Annotated in this window: 11 protein-coding genes and 2 rRNA genes; 7 read left to right on the plus strand and 6 right to left on the minus strand. The window is 69.0% G+C overall.

From position 1 onward, the window contains the following. Positions 1-373 precede the first annotated feature (373 nt). Positions 374-3,481, plus strand: a 23S ribosomal RNA gene (locus tag ACQPZO_RS14110). Positions 3,482-3,566: 85 nt separating this feature from the next. Further along, positions 3,567-3,683 (plus strand): 5S ribosomal RNA (gene rrf / locus ACQPZO_RS14115). Between the two features lie 72 nt (positions 3,684-3,755). Here rrf and ACQPZO_RS14120 read toward each other — a convergent pair. Together ACQPZO_RS14120 and ACQPZO_RS14125 are read right to left on the minus strand one after the other, a co-directional pair. After that, positions 3,756-4,751 carry an alpha/beta hydrolase gene (locus tag ACQPZO_RS14120; protein WP_433350454.1) on the minus strand — a complete coding sequence of 332 codons (996 nt, stop codon included), beginning with the start codon at positions 4,749-4,751 and terminating at the stop codon, positions 3,756-3,758. A 106-nt stretch (positions 4,752-4,857) separates the two neighbouring features. After that, positions 4,858-6,345, minus strand: a complete 1,488-nt coding sequence (locus ACQPZO_RS14125) for an FG-GAP repeat domain-containing protein (protein ID WP_433350456.1) — start codon at positions 6,343-6,345, stop codon at positions 4,858-4,860. 314 nt (positions 6,346-6,659) lie between these two features. On the opposite strand from ACQPZO_RS14125, the gene ACQPZO_RS14130 reads away from it, so the two are divergent. The 4 genes from ACQPZO_RS14130 to ACQPZO_RS14145 all read left to right on the plus strand — a co-directional run bounded on the left by ACQPZO_RS14130 (position 6,660) and on the right by ACQPZO_RS14145 (position 14,803). Further along, positions 6,660-9,938, plus strand: coding sequence for a DUF2961 domain-containing protein (locus tag ACQPZO_RS14130; RefSeq protein ID WP_433350458.1), 3,279 nt, complete (start codon positions 6,660-6,662; stop codon positions 9,936-9,938). Positions 9,939-9,949: 11 nt separating this feature from the next. After that, a complete protein-coding gene (locus tag ACQPZO_RS14135) occupies positions 9,950-11,470 on the plus strand; it encodes an FG-GAP-like repeat-containing protein (protein WP_433350459.1) in 1,521 nt (506 codons plus the stop codon). A gap of 27 nt (positions 11,471-11,497) precedes the next feature. Continuing rightward, positions 11,498-13,591, plus strand: coding sequence for an N-acetylmuramoyl-L-alanine amidase (locus ACQPZO_RS14140; RefSeq protein ID WP_433350460.1), 2,094 nt, complete (start codon positions 11,498-11,500; stop codon positions 13,589-13,591). A gap of 93 nt (positions 13,592-13,684) precedes the next feature. Further along, a complete protein-coding gene (locus ACQPZO_RS14145; RefSeq protein ID WP_433350461.1) occupies positions 13,685-14,803 on the plus strand; it encodes a DUF4185 domain-containing protein in 1,119 nt (372 codons plus the stop codon). Positions 14,804-14,877: 74 nt separating this feature from the next. On the opposite strand, the gene ACQPZO_RS14150 is transcribed toward ACQPZO_RS14145, so the two are convergent. Together ACQPZO_RS14150 and ACQPZO_RS14155 are read right to left on the minus strand one after the other, a co-directional pair. After that, positions 14,878-16,440 (minus strand): WD40 repeat domain-containing protein, encoded by a 1,563-nt coding sequence (locus ACQPZO_RS14150; RefSeq protein WP_433350463.1) that lies wholly within the window; start codon positions 16,438-16,440, stop codon positions 14,878-14,880. A gap of 112 nt (positions 16,441-16,552) precedes the next feature. After that, a complete protein-coding gene (locus tag ACQPZO_RS14155; RefSeq protein ID WP_433350465.1) occupies positions 16,553-17,173 on the minus strand; it encodes an L-threonylcarbamoyladenylate synthase in 621 nt (206 codons plus the stop codon). An 84-nt stretch (positions 17,174-17,257) separates the two neighbouring features. Between ACQPZO_RS14155 and ACQPZO_RS14160 the strand changes: the two genes are divergently transcribed. After that, complete coding sequence (locus ACQPZO_RS14160; RefSeq protein ID WP_433350467.1) at positions 17,258-17,659, plus strand: hypothetical protein; 402 nt, start codon at positions 17,258-17,260, stop codon at positions 17,657-17,659. Here the strand turns inward: ACQPZO_RS14160 and ACQPZO_RS14165 are convergent. Together ACQPZO_RS14165 and ACQPZO_RS14170 are read right to left on the minus strand one after the other, a co-directional pair. Beyond that, positions 17,634-17,915, minus strand: coding sequence for an acyl carrier protein (locus tag ACQPZO_RS14165; RefSeq protein WP_433350468.1), 282 nt, complete (start codon positions 17,913-17,915; stop codon positions 17,634-17,636). The two genes, ACQPZO_RS14160 and ACQPZO_RS14165, sit on opposite strands and share 26 nt — an antisense overlap. Next, positions 17,915-20,986 carry a non-ribosomal peptide synthetase gene (locus ACQPZO_RS14170; protein ID WP_433350470.1) on the minus strand — a complete coding sequence of 1,024 codons (3,072 nt, stop codon included), beginning with the start codon at positions 20,984-20,986 and terminating at the stop codon, positions 17,915-17,917. The genes ACQPZO_RS14165 and ACQPZO_RS14170 overlap by 1 nt, the downstream gene beginning before the upstream one ends. Between the last annotated feature and the right edge of the window lie 22 nt (positions 20,987-21,008).

The raw sequence follows: 21,008 nt of genomic DNA on the forward strand, positions 1-21,008 counted from the left end.
GAGCACCATTCGCCGAAAGGCGGTATGGAGCCCGCGGCCTGCGGATGTCGGGTCGGGGTGCTCAGATGGCGGAGACACTGGTGAGTTTTGCCCTGGCAACGGCCGGGATTGCCTAGTACAGCCACTTTTGGTGGTGGGAATGGTTAATTCTGGTGCGGCTGGGGGAGGGCGGAGAGCACCCTGTTGGGTCCTGAAGGAACAACCATTGGTTGTTTTCTTCGGAGCCGATTCCTTGCCTTTTGGGGTGGGGTTGGTTGTCCAGGCATGGCCTGGTGTGGCATACCGCCGGCGGTTGTCGGGTCTGGTGTTGCGCTGTTGGGGTTGTGGGTTGGTCGTTTGTTGAGAATTGCACAGTGGACGCGAGCATCTTTGTGGTCAAGTTGTCAAGGGCGAACGGTGGATGCCTTGGCACCAGGAGCCGATGAAGGACGTGGGAGGCCGCGATAGGCCTGGGGGAGCTGTCAACCAAGCTGTGATCCCAGGGTGTCCGAATGGGGAAACCTGGCATCAGTCATGTGATGTCACCCGCACCTGAATACATAGGGTGTGTGGAGGGAACGCGGGGAAGTGAAACATCTCAGTACCCGTAGGAAGAGAAAACAAGAGTGATTCCGTGAGTAGTGGCGAGCGAAAGCGGATCTAGGCTAAACCGGCTGCGTGTGATACCTGTCAGGGGTTGCGTGGTTGGGGTTGTGGGACTCTGCTGAATGAGCTGACACTTGTTCGAGAAGTTATAAAACCAGTTGCTAGCCGAACAGTCTGGAATGGCTGACCGTAGGCGGTGAAAGTCCGGTAGGTGAAAGTGGCTGGTCTTCTGTGGGTGTTCCCGAGTAGCGGCGGACCCCTGTAATCTGCCGTGAATCTGCCAGGACCACCTGGTAAGCCTAAATACTTCCTGGTGACCGATAGCGGACAAGTACCGTGAGGGAATGGTGAAAAGTACCCCGGGAGGGGAGTGAAATAGTACCTGAAACCGTTCGCCTACAATCCGTCGGAGCCTTGCGGGGTGACGGCGTGCCTTTTGAAGAATGAGCCTGCGAGTTAGTGGCATGTGGCGAGGTTAACCCGTGTGGGGGAGCCGTAGCGAAAGCGAGTCTGAATAGGGCGATTCAGTCGCGTGTCCTAGACCCGAAGCGGAGTGATCTAGCCATGGGCAGGCTGAAGCGCGGGTAAGACCGCGTGGAGGGCCGAACCCACCAACGTTGAAAAGTTGGGGGATGACCTGTGGTTAGGGGTGAAAGGCCAATCAAACTCCGTGATAGCTGGTTCTCCCCGAAATGCATTTAGGTGCAGCGTCGCGTGTTTCTTGCCGGAGGTAGAGCACTGGATGATCTAGGGGGCCCACAAGCTTACCGAAATCAGCCAAACTCCGAATGCCGGTAAGTGAGAGCGCGGCAGTGAGACTGCGGGGGATAAGCTTCGTAGTCGAGAGGGAAACAGCCCAGATCACCAGCTAAGGCCCCTAAGCGTGTGCTAAGTGGAAAAGGATGTGGGGTCGCATAGACAACCAGGAGGTTGGCTTAGAAGCAGCCACCCTTTAAAGAGTGCGTAATAGCTCACTGGTCAAGTGGTTCCGCGCCGACAATGTAGCGGGGCTCAAGCACACCGCCGAAGCTGTGGCATTCACATTTTATCCTCGCTTGGACTTGATTCCTTGTGCAGGTGTGTGGATGGGTAGGGGAGCGTCGTGCCGGGGGTGAAGCAGCGGGGTGACCCAGTTGTGGACGCGGCACGAGTGAGAATGCAGGCATGAGTAGCGAAAGAAGGGTGAGAAACCCTTCCGCCGGATGACCAAGGGTTCCAGGGCCAGGCTAATCCGCCCTGGGTGAGTCGGGACCTAAGGCGAGGCCGAGAGGCGTAGTCGATGGACAACGGGTTGATATTCCCGTACCCGCGAAAGAGCGCCCATGATGAACCTTGTTGTGCTAACCGCGTGAACTGGCTGATGTCTTCGGATGGATGTTGGGGAGTGTGGGAACCTGGCGGGTAGTAGTCAAGCGATGGGGTGACGCAGGAAGGTAGCTGAGCCCGGCCGGTGGTTGTGCCGGGGTAAGCGTGTAGGCCGTGTTGTAGGCAAATCCGCAACACATTAAGGCTGAGACGTGATGCCGAGCCGATTCAGGTGAAGTCAGTGATCCTATGCTGCCGAGAAAAGCCTCTAGCGAGTTCTTAGCGGCCCGTACCCCAAACCGACACAGGTGGTCAGGTAGAGAATACCGAGGCGATCGGGCGAACTGTGGTTAAGGAACTCGGCAAATTGCCCCCGTAACTTAGGGAGAAGGGGGGCCGGAGACGTGAAGCCCCTTGCGGGTGGAGCGTTGTATGGCCGCAGAGAGCAGGGGGAAGCGACTGTTTACTAAAAACACAGGTCCATGCGAAGAAGTAATTCGATGTATATGGACTGACGCCTGCCCGGTGCTGGAACGTTAAGGGGACCTGTTAGCTCTTCGGGGCGAGGCGGAGAACTTAAGCGCCAGTAAACGGCGGTGGTAACTATAACCATCCTAAGGTAGCGAAATTCCTTGTCGGGTAAGTTCCGACCTGCACGAATGGCGTAACGACTTCCCCACTGTCTCAACCACAGGCCCGGCGAAATTGCATTACGAGTAAAGATGCTCGTTACGCGCGGCAGGACGGAAAGACCCCGGGACCTTTACTATAGCTTGACATTGGTATCCGAATTAGCTTGTGTAGGATAGGTGGGAGCCGGTGAAGTCCATACGCCAGTATGGGTGGAGGCAATCTTGAAATACCACTCTGGTTGATTTGGGTTTCTAACTTCGGGCCGTTATCCGGTTCAGGGACAGTGTCTGGTGGGTAGTTTAACTGGGGCGGTTGCCTCCTAAAAGGTAACGGAGGCGCCCAAAGGTTCCCTCAGCCTGGTTGGCAATCAGGTGTTGAGTGCAAGTACACAAGGGAGCTTGACTGTGAGACTGACAGGTCGAGCAGGGACGAAAGTCGGGACTAGTGATCCGGCACTTGCGAGTGGAAGCGGTGTCGCTCAACGGATAAAAGGTACCCCGGGGATAACAGGCTGATCTTCCCCAAGAGTCCATATCGACGGGATGGTTTGGCACCTCGATGTCGGCTCGTCGCATCCTGGGGCTGTAGCAGGTCCCAAGGGTTGGGCTGTTCGCCCATTAAAGCGGCACGCGAGCTGGGTTTAGAACGTCGTGAGACAGTTCGGTCCCTATCCGCCGTGCGCGTAGGATACTTGAGAAGGGCTGTCCCTAGTACGAGAGGACCGGGACGGACGAACCTCTGGTGTGCCAGTTGTCCCGCCAGGGGCACGGCTGGTTAGCTACGTTCGGAAGGGATAACCGCTGAAAGCATCTAAGCGGGAAGCCTGCTTCAAGATGAGGTATCCCACCCACTTTGGTGGGGTAAGGCCCCCAGCTAGACTACTGGGTTGATAGGCCGGAAATGTAAGCTCGGTAACGGGTTGAGTTGACCGGTACTAATAGGCCGAGGACTTGACTACTAAGCTGCTACGCGTCCACTGTGCAACTCTCGACAAATGAACAACAGACCAGTTGTTGTGGTGTTGTTTGATATGTCGATAGAGTTACGGCGGTCATGGCGGAGGGGAAACGCCCGGTTACATTCCGAACCCGGAAGCTAAGCCCTCCAGCGCCGATGGTACTGCACTCGTGAGGGTGTGGGAGAGTAGGACACCGCCGGACATCTTTCAAAAAGGGCCATCCCCCTAGGGGGATGGCCCTTTTTGTGTCTACCGCCGAGCGGGCGGGGCCGGATCAGCCGGCACGACGGAGGCGACCGAGCATCCCGTTGAGGTCCTGGACGAAGAGCTCGTGGCGGAAGTAGTGCCCGCCGGGCACCTCGCGCCACTCGTGCGGGATCCCCGCCCGACCGAGAGCCGCCCGGAACTCGCGCTGGCCGGCCAGCACCTGGGTCTCGTTCACCGTGTCGAACCAGTTCACCGGGTCAGGTGAGGTGCCGGCGGCAAGGAAGATCCGCTTGTTGTGGTAGCTCCCGATGCGCTGCACCGGGTTGTCGGCGTTGACCCGCGCCTCGTCCCACAGCGGGGCACCGTAGACGGTGCCGCCACCCAGCTCGACCGCGGCCGAGCTCACGTTCGCCCAGTGCACGACGAGGCCGAAGTCCCGGCGCAGGCTGGCCGGACCGGAGTGGGAGCTGACCGAGCAGAAGTGGCCGTAGTACTTCGCGGCGTACTTCAGGGCGCCGAACCCGCCCATCGAGAAGCCGGCGACGGCGCGGCCGTTGTACTCGGGGAAGGTGCGGAAGTTCTGCTCGATCCACGGCAGCAGCTGCGCGATGTGGAAGGTTTCCCAGTTGCGGGGCCCGGTGTTGCTGCTGACCGGGTTGGAGTACCACCCGGTCGCGGCGTCCGGCATGACGACGATGATCTCCCGGCCGGCGGTGAGATTGATGATGTTGTCGTACATGTGGAAGGCCCGGAAGTCGGAGTTGCCGCCGTGCAGCAGGTACAGCACCGGGTAGCGCTTGTTGCTGGTGTGGTAGCCGTCGGGCAGCAGGACGTTGACCGCCGGATCCCACGCGATCGCGTCGGTGGCGAAGCGGTAGTACTGGAGGCGCCCGCCGTTCTCGTTGCGGTCGACGATGCGCAGGCCGTGCCCGTCGCCGGCGGCCTGGGCGGCCAGCGGCGCGCTGAAGGCGCCGGCCAGCGCGCCTGCGGCAGCGACTCCCGCTGCGCCGGTCAGGAGCCGTCGGCGGCTGAGGGGTCGAACGCCGTCAGGGGTGAAGTCCATCGATTCTCCTCGGGGAAGCTGCCAGTGTGTTCGGGGGCTGGTGACGCCCGCCGCGGCCACGATCCCGGCATCGGCCGGTGTCGTGCCAGCTCAGGTGGGGGTGGGTTCAGAGGGTGGTTTCTCCGGGGAGGCCGAAGAAGTCGTGCCATTTGGTGGTGGGGGTGAAGGTGGTGCCGGTGGAGAGGGCGACGTGGACGTCGTTGGTGTTGTTTTTGGTGAAGACGATGATGTCGTCTTTGCCGTCTCCGTTGGTGTCGGCGAGGTAGGGGAATTCGCCGGGGGTGCAGAAGTAGTCGTGCCATTTGATGGTGGTGCCGGTGAAGCTGGTGCCGGTGGAGGTGGCGGCGTAGACGTCGGCGTCGGTGTTGCAGGTGAAGGTGACGATGTCGTCTTTGCCGTCGCCGTTGATGTCGCCGACGCGGGGTTGTTCGTTGCCGACGGCGAAGAGGTCGTGCCATTTTTGGGGTGGGCCGAAGGTGGTGCCGGTGGAGAGGGCGATGATGACGTCGGAGTTGGTGGTGGGGCCTTGGGTGAAGGTGATGAGGTCGTCTTTGCCGTCGCCGTTGATGTCGCCGAGGGCGGGGTATTCGCCGGGGATGGAGAAGTAGTCGTGCCATTTGTTGGCGGTGCCGGTGAATCCGGTGCCGGTGGAGAGGGCTACGTAGACGTCGGCGTTGTTGTCGTGGGTGAAGGTGATGATGTCGTCTTTGTTGTCGCCGTTGACGTCGCCGATGGCGGCGACTTCTGCTCCGGGGGCGAACCAGTCGTGCCATTTGGTTGCGGGGTTGAAGGTGGTGCCGGTGGAGGTGGCGACGTAGACGTCGGCGAGGGTTCCGTGGGTGAAGGTGATGATGTCGTCTTTGCCGTCGCCGTTGAAGTCTCCGGTGGTGAGGGTTTCTCCGTTGAGGCCGAAGAAGTCGTTCCATTTCACGGAGGTGCCGGCGAACGACGACCCTGTTGAGGTGGCGACGTATACGTCGTTGAGGGTGCCTTGGGTGAACGCGACGATGTCGTCTTTACCGTCCCCACTGAAATCCGTCGACGAACCCGGGGCGATGCCGGTGACCCGCCCAGCCTCGGCGAGCAGTGACCGGGCCTTGGCCTGTGACTGGTCGTAGCGGTCGGGGAAGCCGGATCGTTGGACGCACTGCGCGACCTGACCGGCGGTGTAGCCGGGGTTGTCGCGGTCGCAGGTGATCGCCCTGGTGAAGAACTGCGTCGACGAGTAGACCGGGTCCATGATCTGCTCCGGAGTGCCCCAGCCGTAGTCCCAGCGCTGCTGGAACACGCCGAGGGAGGACTTGTCCCCGCAGGGCAGATTGTTCATGTGGGACTCGACCCAGCCGGTTTCGAAGCCGGCGAGCATCACCTTGGCGTTGACGCGCAGGTTGAGGCCCACCCGGTGCACGATCACGATGATCGACGGGTCGTGGTTCGCCGGTATCGAGGTGCAGGCCAGCGTGCCGAAGTTGCCGTTCGAGGGGGCCGCTGCGGCGGGTGCGACCGGGGTCGTCACCGCCAGCGTGACGGCGACGGCAGCGGCCAGCCGGGCCGCGAGGTGGAACGTGGCGGGTGTTCGGGTGGGAATGTCCATGACGGCCCCTCTGGGAAGCGGGGAACGGTGGTCCGGGTGGGGCGGGGCCGCTGTCCCGGAGGCGAGGGCGAGCGGCAGCGATGCGAAGACATCTGTCGATAGATGCATGAAACTTACGGCCACTCGACGATGCAGTCAAGGAAGAAACTTTCGTGCGGGTGGAGGCCCGGAGATCGCCTCCCACCTGCGGGAATGCCGGACGACGGGGCGCCCCGCCCCACTCGGCCGCGACCTGGGGTATTGACAGAAATCGAACGAGTTGGCTTCACTTCCGCCAGTGGCACCGTCCAGGAGCCCGCCCGCCGAGGTGACACATGGCCCGATCCCGCGGCTTGCGTGCCGTCGCCCTCACCGCTGCCCTCGCCATGGCTGCCGCGTCCGTGCCGTCTGCGGCGTCCGCCACGCCGGGCCCTGCCACCGCGCCGACGACCACTGTCTCGGCCCCGGCCGACCCCGGCGCCGTCGGTTGGGACGTCTACCGTCGCCTCGACCGGCTGCCCCACCTCGGCAGCGGCTCACGGACGCGACAGTTCTCCAGTTACGACCGGGCCGGCGGCAACGACGACGGGTTCAGCGGCGCCCACTCCTGCCTGCGCACGGTCGGCGGCTGCGTGATCGCCGAGGACCACGGCGCCGGTGAGATCGAGTCGATCTGGTTCACCCGCGACGACGGCGCGGTCGACGCCACCGGGTGGATCCGCATCGAGTTGGACGGCGCGACAGTCGTCGACACCGGGTTGCAGCACCTCGTCGACGGCGGCCTCGGCGCCCCGTTCGTCTACCCCCTGGTGAGCAACGCCGACCAGACGTCCGGCGGGGTGACCGTCAAGGTGCCGATGCCCTACCGACGGTCGATGCGCGTCACCACCGAGCACAACCCCCTGTTCCACCACGTCACCTACCGCAGCTTCGCCGACGCCCAGGGAATCCCGTCCTTCGACCCCGCGGACGCCGCCACCGACGTGGTGAACCTGCTGCGGGCCGCCGGCACCCGCGATCCCAAGCCGGCGCAGCCCGGCGCAGCCACGATCGGCGGTACCCACACCGTCCCCGCCAACGGCCAGGTCACCCTCGCCAGCCTGACCGGCCCCCGGGCGCTCACGGCGCTGCGCCTGCGGGTGCCCGACGCGAGCGCCACCGACTCCCGCCTCGGGCGGCTGCGGCTTCGGATCACCTTCGACGGCCGGACGACAGTGGACTCGCCGGTGGCCGAGTTCTTCGGCTCCGGGCTCGGTGAGCGGTCGGTCCGGTCACTGATGTCCGCCATGGACACCACCCCGGGCGGCTGGTACAGCTCCTGGTGGCCGATGCCGTTCCGGACCGCCGCCGCCGTCACCCTCGTCAACACCGACGGCGTCGACCTCGCCGGCGTCGGCTGGGAGATCACCTCCGCACCCGGCGACCAGTGGACCGACGCCCTGGCCGCCGACGGCGACGCCGGCTACTTCACCGCCCAGTCCCGGCGGGGGACGACCACCCCGGGGCAGGACTGGGCCGTCGCCGAGCAGGGCGGGCGCGGGCGCCTCGTCGGCGTGTCACAGACCATGCGCGGCCACGTCGCCGACGGCAACACCCGCAACTACCTGGAGGGCGACGAGCGAATCCACGTCGACGGCTCGGCGACGCCTCAGCTGCACGGCACCGGCACCGAGGACTTCTACGAGTCCGGCTGGTACTTCAACCGGGGCACCTACTCCGGCGTCTTCACCGGCAACCCCGGACACCAGCTGCGCACCGGCGGCTGCCCGTACGAGTGCGACGCGGCGTACCGGCTGATGATCGGCGACTCGATCGACTACGGCACGAGCCTGCGCTTCGGCATCGAGCACGGCCCGGCCAACGACATGCCCGCCGAGTACGGCTCCACGGCCTACCTCTACACCCAACCCACCGTCGGGCAGGCGCTCACCGACACGGTCACCGTCGGTGACGCGGCGAGTCGCGCGGCCCACGACTACTCCGACGGCGCCGCGACGCAGTACCCCCTCACCTCGGTCTTCGAGGGCGACGACGACGCGGCGACGGTCACCGGGCAGGTCCGCGCCGCCACGGCCCCGGTCCGCTTCCGCCTCGCCGTCGCCCCGGACAACCAGGGTGTACGGCTGCGGCGCACCGGCGAGCAGGGCGCGGCGGGCCAGCAGGTAGCGGTGGCCGTCGACGGGGTCGCGGTGGGCACCTGGTCCCAGCCGCAGGGCAACGGCACGCAGCGGTGGCGCAGCGACGAGTTCGTCCTGCCCGCCCCGGTGACCGCCGGCCGGGCGTCGGTCACCGTGACGCTGGTCCCGGCCGTCGACCGGCCCGCCTGGACCGCCAGCTCCTACGCCGCGTCCAGCCTGGTGCGTCCGTACGCCGACACCCGACCGCCGACGACGGTCGCCGCGCCGACCGTCGTCGCCCGGACCCACGCGGTCGTCCTGAGCTGGCCGGCGGCGACCGACGACGTGGGCGTGGCCGGCTACCGGGTCTACGGCGCACGCGCCGCCGACGTGCCGACCACCCCGGCCAACCTGCTCGGCACCGTCCGGACCACCAGCTTCCGGCACGGACCGCTCGGCACCGGGCAACGCTGGCACTACCGGATCGTGGCGCTGGACGAGGCGGGCAACGTCGGCCCCGCGTCGGGTGCCGCCACCGCGGTCAGCCGTGGCCGCAACACCAGCGACGTCAATGGCGACGGCCGGGACGACGTGGTCGACTTCACCCGTGGCGTCACCGCCGACGTCTTCGCCTCGATCTCCTCCGGCAGCGGGTTCGGGCCGGCCGGCAGGTGGCACGACTTCTTCGCCACCGACGCCGAACTGCCCTTCACCGGCGACGTCGACGGCGACGGCCGGGCCGACGCCATCACCTTCACCCGGGGCGCGACCGCCGACGTCTACGTCGCGCTGTCCACCGGCACCGGCTTCGGACCGGCCAGCAGGTGGCACGACTTCTTCGCGGTCGGCACCGAGACTCCCGCCGTCGGCGACGTCAACGGCGACGGGCGAACCGACATCGTCACCTTCACCCGGGGCGCGAGCGCCGACGTCTACGTCGCGCTGTCCACCGGCACCGGCTTCGGGCCCGGGGTGAAGTGGCACGACTTCTTCGCCGCCGGCACCGAGACCCCCGCCGTCGGCGACGTGGACGGCGACGGGCGCGACGACATCGTCACCTTCCTCCAGGGCGTCGGCGGCGCCGTCTACGTCTCGCTCTCCGACGGCAGCCGCTTCGTGCAGCACGCCTGGAAGTGGGGTGACGGCGTGGCCACCGGCAGCCAACTGCCCGCGCTGGCGGACGTCACCGGCGACGGCCGCGACGACGTCGTCGTCTTCACCCGGGGCGCGAGCGCCGACGTCCTGGTCCGGCGCTCCACCGGCGAGGGCTTCGGCGCCGCCGCCACCTGGCACGGCAACTTCGCGATCGGCACCGAGCTGCCCGGCGTCGGCGACTTCGACGGCGACGGGCGCGGCGACGCCGTCACCTACACCCGCGGCAGCGCCGCCGACGCCTACGTGTCGCTCTCCGACGGCAGCCGTCTCGTGCAGAACGGCTGGCGGTGGAGCGACCAGATCGCCCCCGGCTCCGACCTTCCCCGCCCTAGCCTCCCCTGACAGGAGCCGCCATGCCCCGGCACCCGAGAACTCTCCGTCGCTGCCTCGTCGCGCTGGTCACCCTGGCCGCGGCCGTCCTGACCGGCGCCGTGTCCGCGCCCACGGACGCGCTGGCCGCGCCCAACTTCAAGGCGCCGTTCCCGTGCGGGCAGCGGTGGACCTACGACCACCACAGCGCCGAGGTGCGCCAGGCGCTGGACTTCGTGCGGGCCGACGGCGGCACCACCGGCGGCACGCCGCAGGTCGCCTCCGCCGCCGGCACGGCCCGCCGCTACGCGCAGCCCAGCGGCGCCGGCAACTACGTGGTCATCGACCACGGCGGCGGCTGGACCACCTACTACTTCCACCTCAGCGCCTACTCGGTGCCCGACGGGGCGTACGTCGAGCAGGGCCAGCAGATCGGCGTCACCGGCAGCACCGGTAACTCCTCCGGCCCGCACGTCCACTACGAACAGCTCTACAACGGGGTGGGGCAGTCGATCGTCATCAACGGTGTCTCGCTCGCGCCCTACCCGGGCCAGTACAACCAGAAGTACCTGGTCAGCGACAACTGCGGCGGCGCCGGTGGTGGGGGTGGTCGGTATCTGGGGGGTTCGTCGACGGATTTCAGTGGGGACGGTAAAGACGACATCGTCGCGTTCACCCAAGGCACCCTCAACGACGTGTACGTCGCCACCTCAACCGGAACATCATTCTCCGGCACCTCCGTGAAATGGAACGACTTCTTCGGCCTCAACGGAGAAACCCTCACCACCGGAGACTTCAACGGCGACGGCAAAGACGACATCATCACCTTCACCCACGGAACCCTCGCCGACGTCTACGTCGCCACCTCCACCGGCACCACCTTCAACCCCGCAACCAAATGGCACGACTGGTTCGCCCCCGGAGCAGAAGTCGCCGCCATCGGCGACGTCAACGGCGACAACAAAGACGACATCATCACCTTCACCCACGACAACAACGCCGACGTCTACGTAGCCCTCTCCACCGGCACCGGATTCACCGGCACCGCCAACAAATGGCACGACTACTTCTCCATCCCCGGCGAATACCCCGCCCTCGGCGACATCAACGGCGACGGCAAAGACGACCTCATCACCTTCACCCAAGGCCCCACCACCAACTCCGACGTCATCATCGCCCTCTCCACCGGCACCACCTTCGGCCCACCCCAAAAATGGCACGACCTCTTCGCCGTCGGCAACGAACAACCCCGCGTCGGCGACATCAACGGCGACGGCAAAGACGACATCGTCACCTTCACCTGCAACACCGACGCCGACGTCTACGCCGCCACCTCCACCGGCACCAGCTTCACCGGCACCACCATCAAATGGCACGACTACTTCTGCACCCCCGGCGAATTCCCCTACCTCGCCGACACCAACGGAGACGGCAAAGACGACATCATCGTCTTCACCAAAAACAACACCAACGACGTCCACGTCGCCCTCTCCACCGGCACCACCTTCACCCCCACCACCAAATGGCACGACTTCTTCGGCCTCCCCGGAGAAACCACCCTCTGAACCCCGAACCCCCGCCGGAGAGTCGCCATGTTCAATCGTTCCCCGCGACGCAGGAAGCCGCCCCCGCTGGCCGGCGTCCTCGTCGCCACCCTGACCGTCGTCACCCTCACCGCCGCCGCGCCGGCCACCGCCGCCCCGACCGACGGCCTCGCCGCCGCCTTCGCCGCCGCCGGCAGCCGCTACGACGTGCCGAGCGACCTGCTGGTGGCGGTGGGCTACGGCGAGAGTCGGCTCGACGACCACGGCGGCCAGCCCAGCGCCGCCAACGGCTACGGCCCGATGCACCTGGTCAGCAACCCCACCAACCGATCCCTGGACGAGGCCGCCGGGCTCACCGGTGTGCCGGTGGACCAGCTCAGGGCCCGGCCGGAGGCGAACGTCCGGGGTGCGGCGGCCGTGCTGCGCTCCTATGCCGACGCGGCGCGGCTGCGGCCCGCCGACCGCCACCGAATCGACGCCTGGTACCCGGTCGTGGCGCGCTACGCCCACGCCGGCGACGACGCGACCGCCCGCCTCTACGCCGACCACGTCTACGACCTGCTGCGGCAGGGCCTCGAGGCGCGGACGCCCACCGGGCAGCGGATCGGCGTGGCCGCCCGGCCGGTGCGGCCGGAACTCGGCCGGTACGCCACGGTCGCCCCCGCCGGGAGCCGGTCCACCGGGTCCCCGGCCGCCCTGGCGGCGGTTCCCGAGTACGGCCCGGCCCGGTGGGTCGCCGCTAACGGCGGCAACTACCAGCCGGGGCGGTCGGCCCGGATCACCACCGTGGTCGTCCACGTCACCCAGGGCTCGTACGCCGGGACCGTCAGCTGGTTCCAGAACCCGTCGTCCGGGGTCAGCGCGCACTACGTCGTCCGGTCCAGCACCGGAGAGATCACCCAGATGGTGCGGGAGGGCGACACCGCCTACCACGCCCGTTCGGCAAACCCGTACTCGGTCGGCATCGAACACGAGGGCTTCGTGGACAACCCGGCCTGGTTCACCGACGCGATGTACCGCTCGTCGGCCGCACTCACCCGCTACCTGTGCGACAAGTACGGCCTGCCCAGGGACCGCAGCGCCATCAAGGGGCACAACGAGCTGCCGGGCAACGACCACACCGACCCCGGGCCCAACTGGAACTGGAACTACTACATCTCCCTGGTGAACGCCGGTGGTGGGGGTGGTCGGTATCTGGGGGGTTCGTCGACGGATTTCAGTGGGGACGGTAAAGACGACATCGTCGCGTTCACCCAAGGCACCCTCAACGACGTATACGTCGCCACCTCAACCGGAACATCATTCTCCGGCACCTCCGTGAAATGGAACGACTTCTTCGGCCTCAACGGAGAAACCCTCACCACCGGAGACTTCAACGGCGACGGCAAAGACGACATCATCACCTTCACCCACGGAACCCTCGCCGACGTCTACGTCGCCACCTCCACCGGCACCACCTTCAACCCCGCAACCAAATGGCACGACTGGTTCGCCCCCGGAGCAGAAGTCGCCGCCATCGGCGACGTCAACGGCGACAACAAAGACGACATCATCACCTTCACCCACGACAACAACGCCGACGTCTACGTAGCCCTCTCCACCGGCACCGGATTCACCGGCACCGCCAACAAATGGCACGACTACTTCTCCATCCCCGGCGAATACCCCGCCCTCGGCGACATCAACGGCGACGGCAAAGACGACCTCATCACCTTCACCCAAGGCCCCACCACCAACTCCGACGTCATCATCGCCCTCTCCACCGGCACCACCTTCGGCCCACCCCAAAAATGGCACGACCTCTTCGCCGTCGGCAACGAACAACCCCGCGTCGGCGACATCAACGGCGACGGCAAAGACGACATCGTCACCTTCACCTGCAACACCGACGCCGACGTCTACGCCGCCACCTCCACCGGCACCAGCTTCACCGGCACCACCATCAAATGGCACGACTACTTCTGCACCCCCGGCGAATTCCCCTACCTCGCCGACACCAACGGAGACGGCAAAGACGACATCATCGTCTTCACCAAAAACAACACCAACGACGTCCACGTCGCCCTCTCCACCGGCACCACCTTCACCCCCACCACCAAATGGCACGACTTCTTCGGCCTCCCCGGAGAAACCACCCTCTAACCCCCGAACCCCCGTACGAGCCGCCTCGCCCGTCGTTTCCCGGGGAGGCATCGAGCGCGCCCGGCCGGACCGGCCGGGCGGGAAGGACCTGACATGGCACTGGACCGTCGTGCATTCCTCGGCAGGGTCGCCGCGGTCGCCACGGCCTCGGCCGTCGCGCCGGCCCTGGCCTTTCCCGGCCCGGCCCAGGCCGCCGCCTGGAAGAAGCGCCTCACCGGCGCCGACCTGGACACCAACAGTCGGTGGCGGGTCGCCGGCACGGACCTGGGCATCCCGTACGTGCTGGAGAACGGCTCGATCGGGTACCTCTTCGGCGACACCTTCAACACCCCGTGGCCCGAGGGTCCGCCGCTGCCCAACGACTGGCGGTCCCCGGTGATGCTGCGCTCCAACGTCCACCCCGGTGCGCCCGGGGGGATCGTCTTCGACAGCGCCGCGCGGGTGGCCGGCAACGGCCGGGCCCCCGAAATCATGCACAACGGTCACCACGGGATCGGGATCGACGGCCTGTGGGAGGTCAGCGTCATCCCCAACGACGGGATCAGCTTTCCCGAGACCGGCCGCCAACTGATCTCCTACATGAGCATCGAGAACTGGGACTCGGTCGGTCCCGCCGGCCCGCACTGGCGTTCGCGCTACGCCGGCCTGGCCTATTCCGACAACGGCAACGACTTCGTCCGGACCCCGCTGAAGTGGTGGAACAACGGCAACAACACCGACCCGTTCCAGATGTGGACGATGCAGCGCGACGGGGACTGGGTCTACGTCTTCTCCGTCCGCGCGGGTCGCCAGGACGGCCCGATGATGCTGCGCCGGGTCCGCTGGGACCGGCTGTTCTACCCCGAGTCGTACGAGGGTTGGGGCTGGAACGGCAGCAACTGGGGCTGGGGCAGGCCCTGTACCCCGATCCTCACCGGCCGGTTCGGCGAACCGTCGGTACGCAGACTGCACGACGGCACCTGGGTCATGTCCTACGTCAACTGTGTGACCGGCTGCATCGTCACCCGCACCGCCGGCGGGCCGGACCAGGTGTGGTCCGGCGAGAAGATCCAGGTGTTCCCGTGGCAGGAGCCCGCGCTGTACGGCGGCTTCATCCACCCCTGGTCGGGCAGGAACGCCAACGAGCTTCACCTGATGGTCTCGAAGTGGACCAGAGGGCTCGACAACCGCAGCACCGCCTACCACGTCAGCCAGTTCGTCGGATCCCTCTGAACTGACCCGGGGTCGCCGGGCGGCGGCGGGCTGCCGTCGTCCGCCCGGCGTCGCCCGGCACGGGACGCGGTCGGTCAGGAGGCCGCTTCCGGCGCGGCGAGGGACCGCAGCGCCGGCCGGAGGCGGATCTGCTCGACCGCGCGGTCGTAACCGGCGAGCATCAGGAACGCGCCGTCGCCGTCGCCGACCTGGCACATCGACCGGATCCAACCCGTCGAGCCGGTCAGCAGGCCCAGCAGCGACCCGGTGCCCAACGAGCCTCGCCGCGTCCCGCTCGCCGGGTCCCACAGGGTCACGCCGACGCCGTCCCCGGCTGCGGCGAGGAGCACCTCGCCGTCCATCTCCACCGTGCAGAGCGCGTAGCGGGGGGCCTCGTCGTCGAAGGAGCCGAGGCGCTCGCCGCTGTCGGGGTCCCACAGGACCACAGTGCCGTCGCCGGCTGCCGAGGCGAGCCGGGTCGTGCCGTCAACGGTGACGGCGCAGACGGCGTTGACGCCGCCCCGCTGGGCGCCCAGGTGGCGGACCAGTCGCCCGTCGACCGGGTCCCACAGCCGGACGGTGCCGTCGGCGTACCCGGCGGCGAGCAGGACCCGACCGTCGACCGGCACGGTGCACAGCGCCCGGACGACCCTCCGCACCTGCCGGCCGACCACCCGCACCTGGCGGCCCGTCTCCGGCTCCCAGATCCGGATCCGGAAGTCGTCCCCGCCGGAGGCGAGCAGGACGGTGTCGCCGACCGGCACGGCGCACAGGGCGTTGACCGGGCCCAGGTGCCCGGCGAGGGCGTGCACCGCCCGGCCGGTCTCGGGGTCCCACAGGTGCACGGCGTCGCCGTAGCCGGCGGAGGCGAGCAGCACCCGCCGTGGTGTCTCGATCGCGTAGGCGGCCCGCACCACGCCCGGGGTGAGGCGGTCGAGGTGGCGGCGGAGCATGTCGGGAGTCGGGTCGGGCAGCAGGCCCGACAGGTCGGCGAGCACGCCGCCGGAGCCCATCACCCGGAGGTGCTCGCCGGCGCTCGGGTCGCCGATCCCGACGACATGCCCGATCCCGCCGTACGCGGCCCGCACGCGACCGTCCACGCGCACCGGTGTCACGCAGGCGTGCCACGGCCTGGTCCACGCCAGGGTCGTGCCCGCGACGAGGGTGCCTCCCGCGACGAGGCCGCCCAGCAGCGCGCCGGGCCACCGGTGCGCCGACTGCACGCCCGGCACCACCTGTACGGCGACGAGGTACCAGGCCGCCGGCACCACGAACCGCGCCGCGAGCCGGGCCACGCCGAGGACGTCCGGCGGGAACGGCTCCGCCCGCAGCGCGTGACCACCGCCGCGCAGCAGCGAGAAGAGCACGGCCAGCGTCACCAGGATTCCACCGACGATCGCCGCCGGACCGGGTTCGCCGGTGAACGAGGCCAGCAGGACGAACGCGACGGCGGTCGAGAGGAACCCGCGGATCCACGGCGCGGCCCGGGAGAAGGCGACCCGGGACAGGCCCAGGGTCAGGGCCGAGCCGAGGGCCGTCACCACCGCGACCGCCGCCAGCGGCCAGAATCCGTCGATCCGCAGGGCGTCCGGTTGTGACCACCGCACCGCGATCAGCACCAGCAGCGTCGCGGTGACCGGCAGGATGAGTCGCACCATCGGATGACCTCACAGTCCGCGTCCCCGGACCGGCCGGGGATCGATGAGCTTTGAGCGAATGCGGGTCCGATTGTGCCGACCGGCCGCCACCGTGCGGCGGCGGCCGGTCGCGCTAGGCGAAGCGGGACGGGTCGCCCGCGCCGACGCGGACGATCTCGGGTTCGCCGTCGGAGAAGTCGACCACCGTCGTCGGTTCGGTGCCGCAGTCGCCGGAGTCGACGACCGCGTCGACGACGTGGTCGAGGCGTTCCTTGATCTCCCAGCCCTGGGTCATCGGTTCGGCGTCGCCGGGCAGCAGCAGCGTGCTCGACAGCAGCGGCTCGCCCAGCTCGGTGAGCAGCGCCTGGGCGACGGTGTGCGCGGGGATGCGGACGCCGACGGTCTTCTTCTTCGGGTGCAGCAGCCGGCGCGGCACCTCCTTCGTGGCGGGCAGGATGAAGGTGTAGCTGCCGGGGGTGGCCGCCTTCACGGCGCGGAACACGGCGTTGCCGAGGTGGACGAACTGGCCGAGCTGCGCGAAGTCCCGGCACACCAGGGTGAAGTGGTGGCCGCTGTCGAGGTGGCGGATCTCCCTGATCCGGTCCATGCCGTCCTTGTTGCCCAGCTGGCAGCCCAGGGCGAAGCACGAGTCGGTCGGGTAGGCGATCAACCCGTCCCCCCGGACGAGGTCGACCACCTGGCGGATCGTCCGGGGTTGCGGGTTGTCGGGGTGCACGTCGTAGTACTTCGCCATGGCGGAAGCTTAGGCCGACGCCTGGCTGTGTCGTCTTCCTGACAGTGTCAGATCCCCTTGCGGGTAGACCTCCATCGTTGTTCCATGGTGCTTCGACCGCCCGGCGCCGGTGGGTACGACGGCGTGCTGCGCCGCCCCCCGATGCCCGGCCCCGTGCTGACCACCGTGCTCGCCTTCGCGCTCCTGGCGCTGCTGTTCGCGCTGGCGACGGTGCATCGGCTGCTGGCCGAGGACGGCTCCCTGGGCGCCGCCGTGTTCTTCGCCGCCATGGCCCTCACCTGCGCCTTCGTGGCGTTCAGCCTGTCCGGTCGCCGCCCCTGGGCGGCCTACCCCGCGTACGCGTCGTCCGGGCTGTTCGCCGTGGCCTCGCTCGGGATGTTCGGCGCGATCACCATCGTCGGGGTCGGCCTGCTGGCCTGGGTGCTGTGGGCCCTGAACTCCCGGTCCGCCCGGGAGTGGCTCAGCGGCCGTCACCGGCTGCGCTGACCACCGCGCCCGGGCGGGCCGTCTCGACGACCGCCACCAGGTCGTCGAGGGTGTCCAGCCGGTGGCCGGGTTCGGTCAGCTCGACCTCCACGCCGAACTCCAGCTCGATCGCGTCGACCAGGCGCAGCAGGCCGAGGGAGTCGACGCCGAGGGCGACCAGCGACCCCCCGCCGAGGATGTCGGCGGCCGGCACGTCACCCCCAGTTGCCTCGCTGACCAGTGCGGCGACCCGCGCGCGCAGCTCGGTGGTGCCCATCAGAGTTCCTTTCCGGACTGTCGGACGATCTCGGAGATCTCCGCGATCGTGGGGGTGTCGAAGAAGGCGTCGAGCGGCACCTCGACGCCGAGCCGCTGCTGGATCCGGCCGCTGATCCGGGTGATGGTCAGCGAGTGCCCGCCCAGGTCGAACAGGTCCTCGTGCACGCCGATGTCGGGGATCTTCAGCACGTCCTGCCAGATCTCGCGCAGCGTCTGCACCACCGGGTCGTCGTCGGCCGCCGCGTTCTCGGCGACGGTGCCGACCGGCGCGTCCCGGGGCGCCGGCGCGGGTAGCGCCGCCCGGTCGACCTTGCCGTTCGGGCTCATCGGGAGCCGGTCCAGCAGCACCCAGTCGGTGGGCAGCACGGCCGTCGGCAGGCTCAGCGCCAGGTGCCGGCGCAGGTCCGCCGGGTCCGCGACCGCGCCGGCCCGGGCCACCACGTACGCCACCAGACGGGCCTCGCCGTCGCCGTCTGCGCGCAGCGCCGCAGTGGCCTGGGCCACCGCCGGGTGCTCCAGCAGCCGGGCGTCGACCTCGCCCAGCTCGATCCGGTACCCGCGGATCTTGACCTGCTCGTCGGCCCGGCCGAGGAAGTCGAGCCGGCCGTCCGGCAGCCACCGGCACCGGTCGCCGGTGCGGTAGAGCCGCCCGTCGCCGTCGCCGAACGGGTCCGGCACGAACCGTTCGGCGGTCAGGTCGTCGCGCCCGAGGTAGCCGTCGGCCAGCCCGGCGCCGGCCAGGTACAGCCCCCCGGGCACCCCGACCGGCACCGGCCGCAGCGCCTCGTCCAGCAGGTACGCCCGCACGTTCGGCAGCGGGCGACCGATGGTCACCTCGGCCGGGTCGGCGGGGACGTCGGCGGCGGTGGCGTAGATCGTCGCCTCGGTCGGGCCGTACCCGTTGACCAGCCGGGTGGTGCGGGCCCGCAGCTCCCGGGCCAGGGCGACGGGCAGGGCCTCCCCGCCGGCGAGGGCGACCAGCGGGCCTGCCGCCTCGAGGCCCGCCTCCAGCAGCACCCGCCACCCGGACGGGGTGGCCTGGACGTGGGTCACCCCGGCGTCGCGGACCAGCCGCAGCACCCCGGCGCCGTCCAGCGCGCTCACCGCCGAGGCGACGACCACCCGGCCGCCGGTGACCAGCGGCAGGAACACCTCCACCGCAGAGATGTCGAACGACGGCGAGGTCAGGTGCAGCCAGCGGTGCCCGGGCCGGCCGTCCAGCAGGTCCCGCATCCCCAGCAGCAGGTTGGTCAGCGCGCCGTGGCGCACCGCGACGCCCTTGGGCCGGCCCGTGGAGCCGGAGGTGTACAGCACGTACGCCAGGTCCTCGGCGGTCGGCGCGGCCGGGTCCCGCGCCGGGTCCGGGCCGGCGAGCAGGTCCACCCCGTCCAGCCCGAGTTCGGGCCGGGCGTCCTGCGTGCCGCCGGACGCGGTCACCACCAGCGCTGGGTCGCCGTCGGCGAGCACCAGGTCCCGCCGGGCCGGCGGGTGGCCGGGGTCGACCGGCAGGTACGCGGCCCGGCGGCGCAGCACCGCCAGCATCGTCACCACCGTCCGCCAGGACCGGTCCAGCGCGACCGCGACCAGCGACCCGGGGCCGACGCCGCGCTCGCCCAGCAGCACCGCGAGCCGGGCGCCGGCGGCGTCGAGCTGGGCGTAGCTGAGCGTGACGTCGCCGTCGACGACGGCCACCGCGTCCGGGTCCGCCGCGACCCGGGCCGCGAACAGTTCGGGCACGGTGTCGCCGGGGTACGCCCGCGCGGTGTCGTTCCAGCCCCCGGTGACCCGGTGCAGCTCGTCGGCGGGCAGCACCGGCAGGTCGCCGACCTGCCGGTCGGGGTCGGCGACCACGGCGTCGAGCAGGGTGCGCAGGTGAGCGCCGATCCGGGTGACCGCGTCGGTGTCGATGGCGGCGGGGCTGTGCTGGAGGCTCACCGTGATCCCGGTCGGGCCGTCCACGATCTGCACGTGCAGCGCGTTGCGGGCCGCACCGCCGAACAGCGTCCAGTCCACGCCGGTGGCCACCCCGGGGAAGGCCGGCTCGGCGCCGCGCCGCCGGTAGCCGACCGAGACTCCGGTCAGCGCGGGCGCGGGGCGCAGCCCCGACACGGCGTGGGAGAGGGGCACCGCGCGGAACCGGTACAGCTCGCGCAGCCGGGCCCGCACGGCGCGGGCGTGGTCGGCGAAGGTGCCGGCGGCCGGATCGGCGGCGACGGGCAGCTCGTTGACGAACAACCCGACCCGGTCGGCCTGCGCGGCCGTGCGGGTGGACAGCGTGACGCCGACCGGGACGCCCCGGTTGCCGTACCGGTCCAGCAGGGCGTGCACCGCGGCGAGCAGCAGCTCGAACCGGGTCACCCCGAGCGCCCCGGCGGCCCGGCCCACGCCGTCGGCCAGGTCGGCGGGCAGGTCGACGTCCACGGCGGCCCCCGGTTCCGCGCCCGTGGGCAGCCGGCGCAGGCCGGGCAGCACCACGTCGCCCGGGCCGGACCAGTGCCGTGCCCAGTACGCGCGGGCCGCCGGCAGGTCGACCGCGACGCGTTCCCGCTCGGCCGCCGCGTCCCCGGCGTACCCGTCGCAGCGGGGCGCGGCCCGCGCCGGGATGTCGGCGAGCGCGGCGGCGTACGCGTCGGCCAGGTCCCGGGCCAGCACGTCCTTGGACATTCCGTCGAACACCAGGTGGTGGACGGTGACCAGCAGCAGGTGCCGGCCGTCGGCGGCGGTGAGCAGCGTGAACCGGGACAGCGGGCCGACCCGCAGGTCGTGGGGGCGGGCCAGCTCCCGCGCGACCCGGGCGTCGGTCCACTCGCCGAAGGTGACCGCCGGCCGCACGTCGGCCGGCGCCAGCCCGGGGGTGCCGTCGGCCTCGGTGACCACCCGGGTGCCGAGGACCGGGTGCCGGTCGGTCACCGCCGCGCACGCCTCGACGAGGGCCCGGCGGTCCAGGTCGGCGGCGAACCGGACGCCGAGCGCCATGTGGTACGCCGTGCCGGCGACCCCGGCCTGCTCGGTGAACCAGACGGCGTGCTGCGCGTATGTCGCCTCGGCGGTGCCCACATGCTCTCCCATGAATCGCGGTCCCGTGCTGGTG

It is taken from the genome of Micromonospora sp. CA-111912 (genome assembly GCF_050948415.1).
Lineage (GTDB): Bacteria > Actinomycetota > Actinomycetes > Mycobacteriales > Micromonosporaceae > Micromonospora.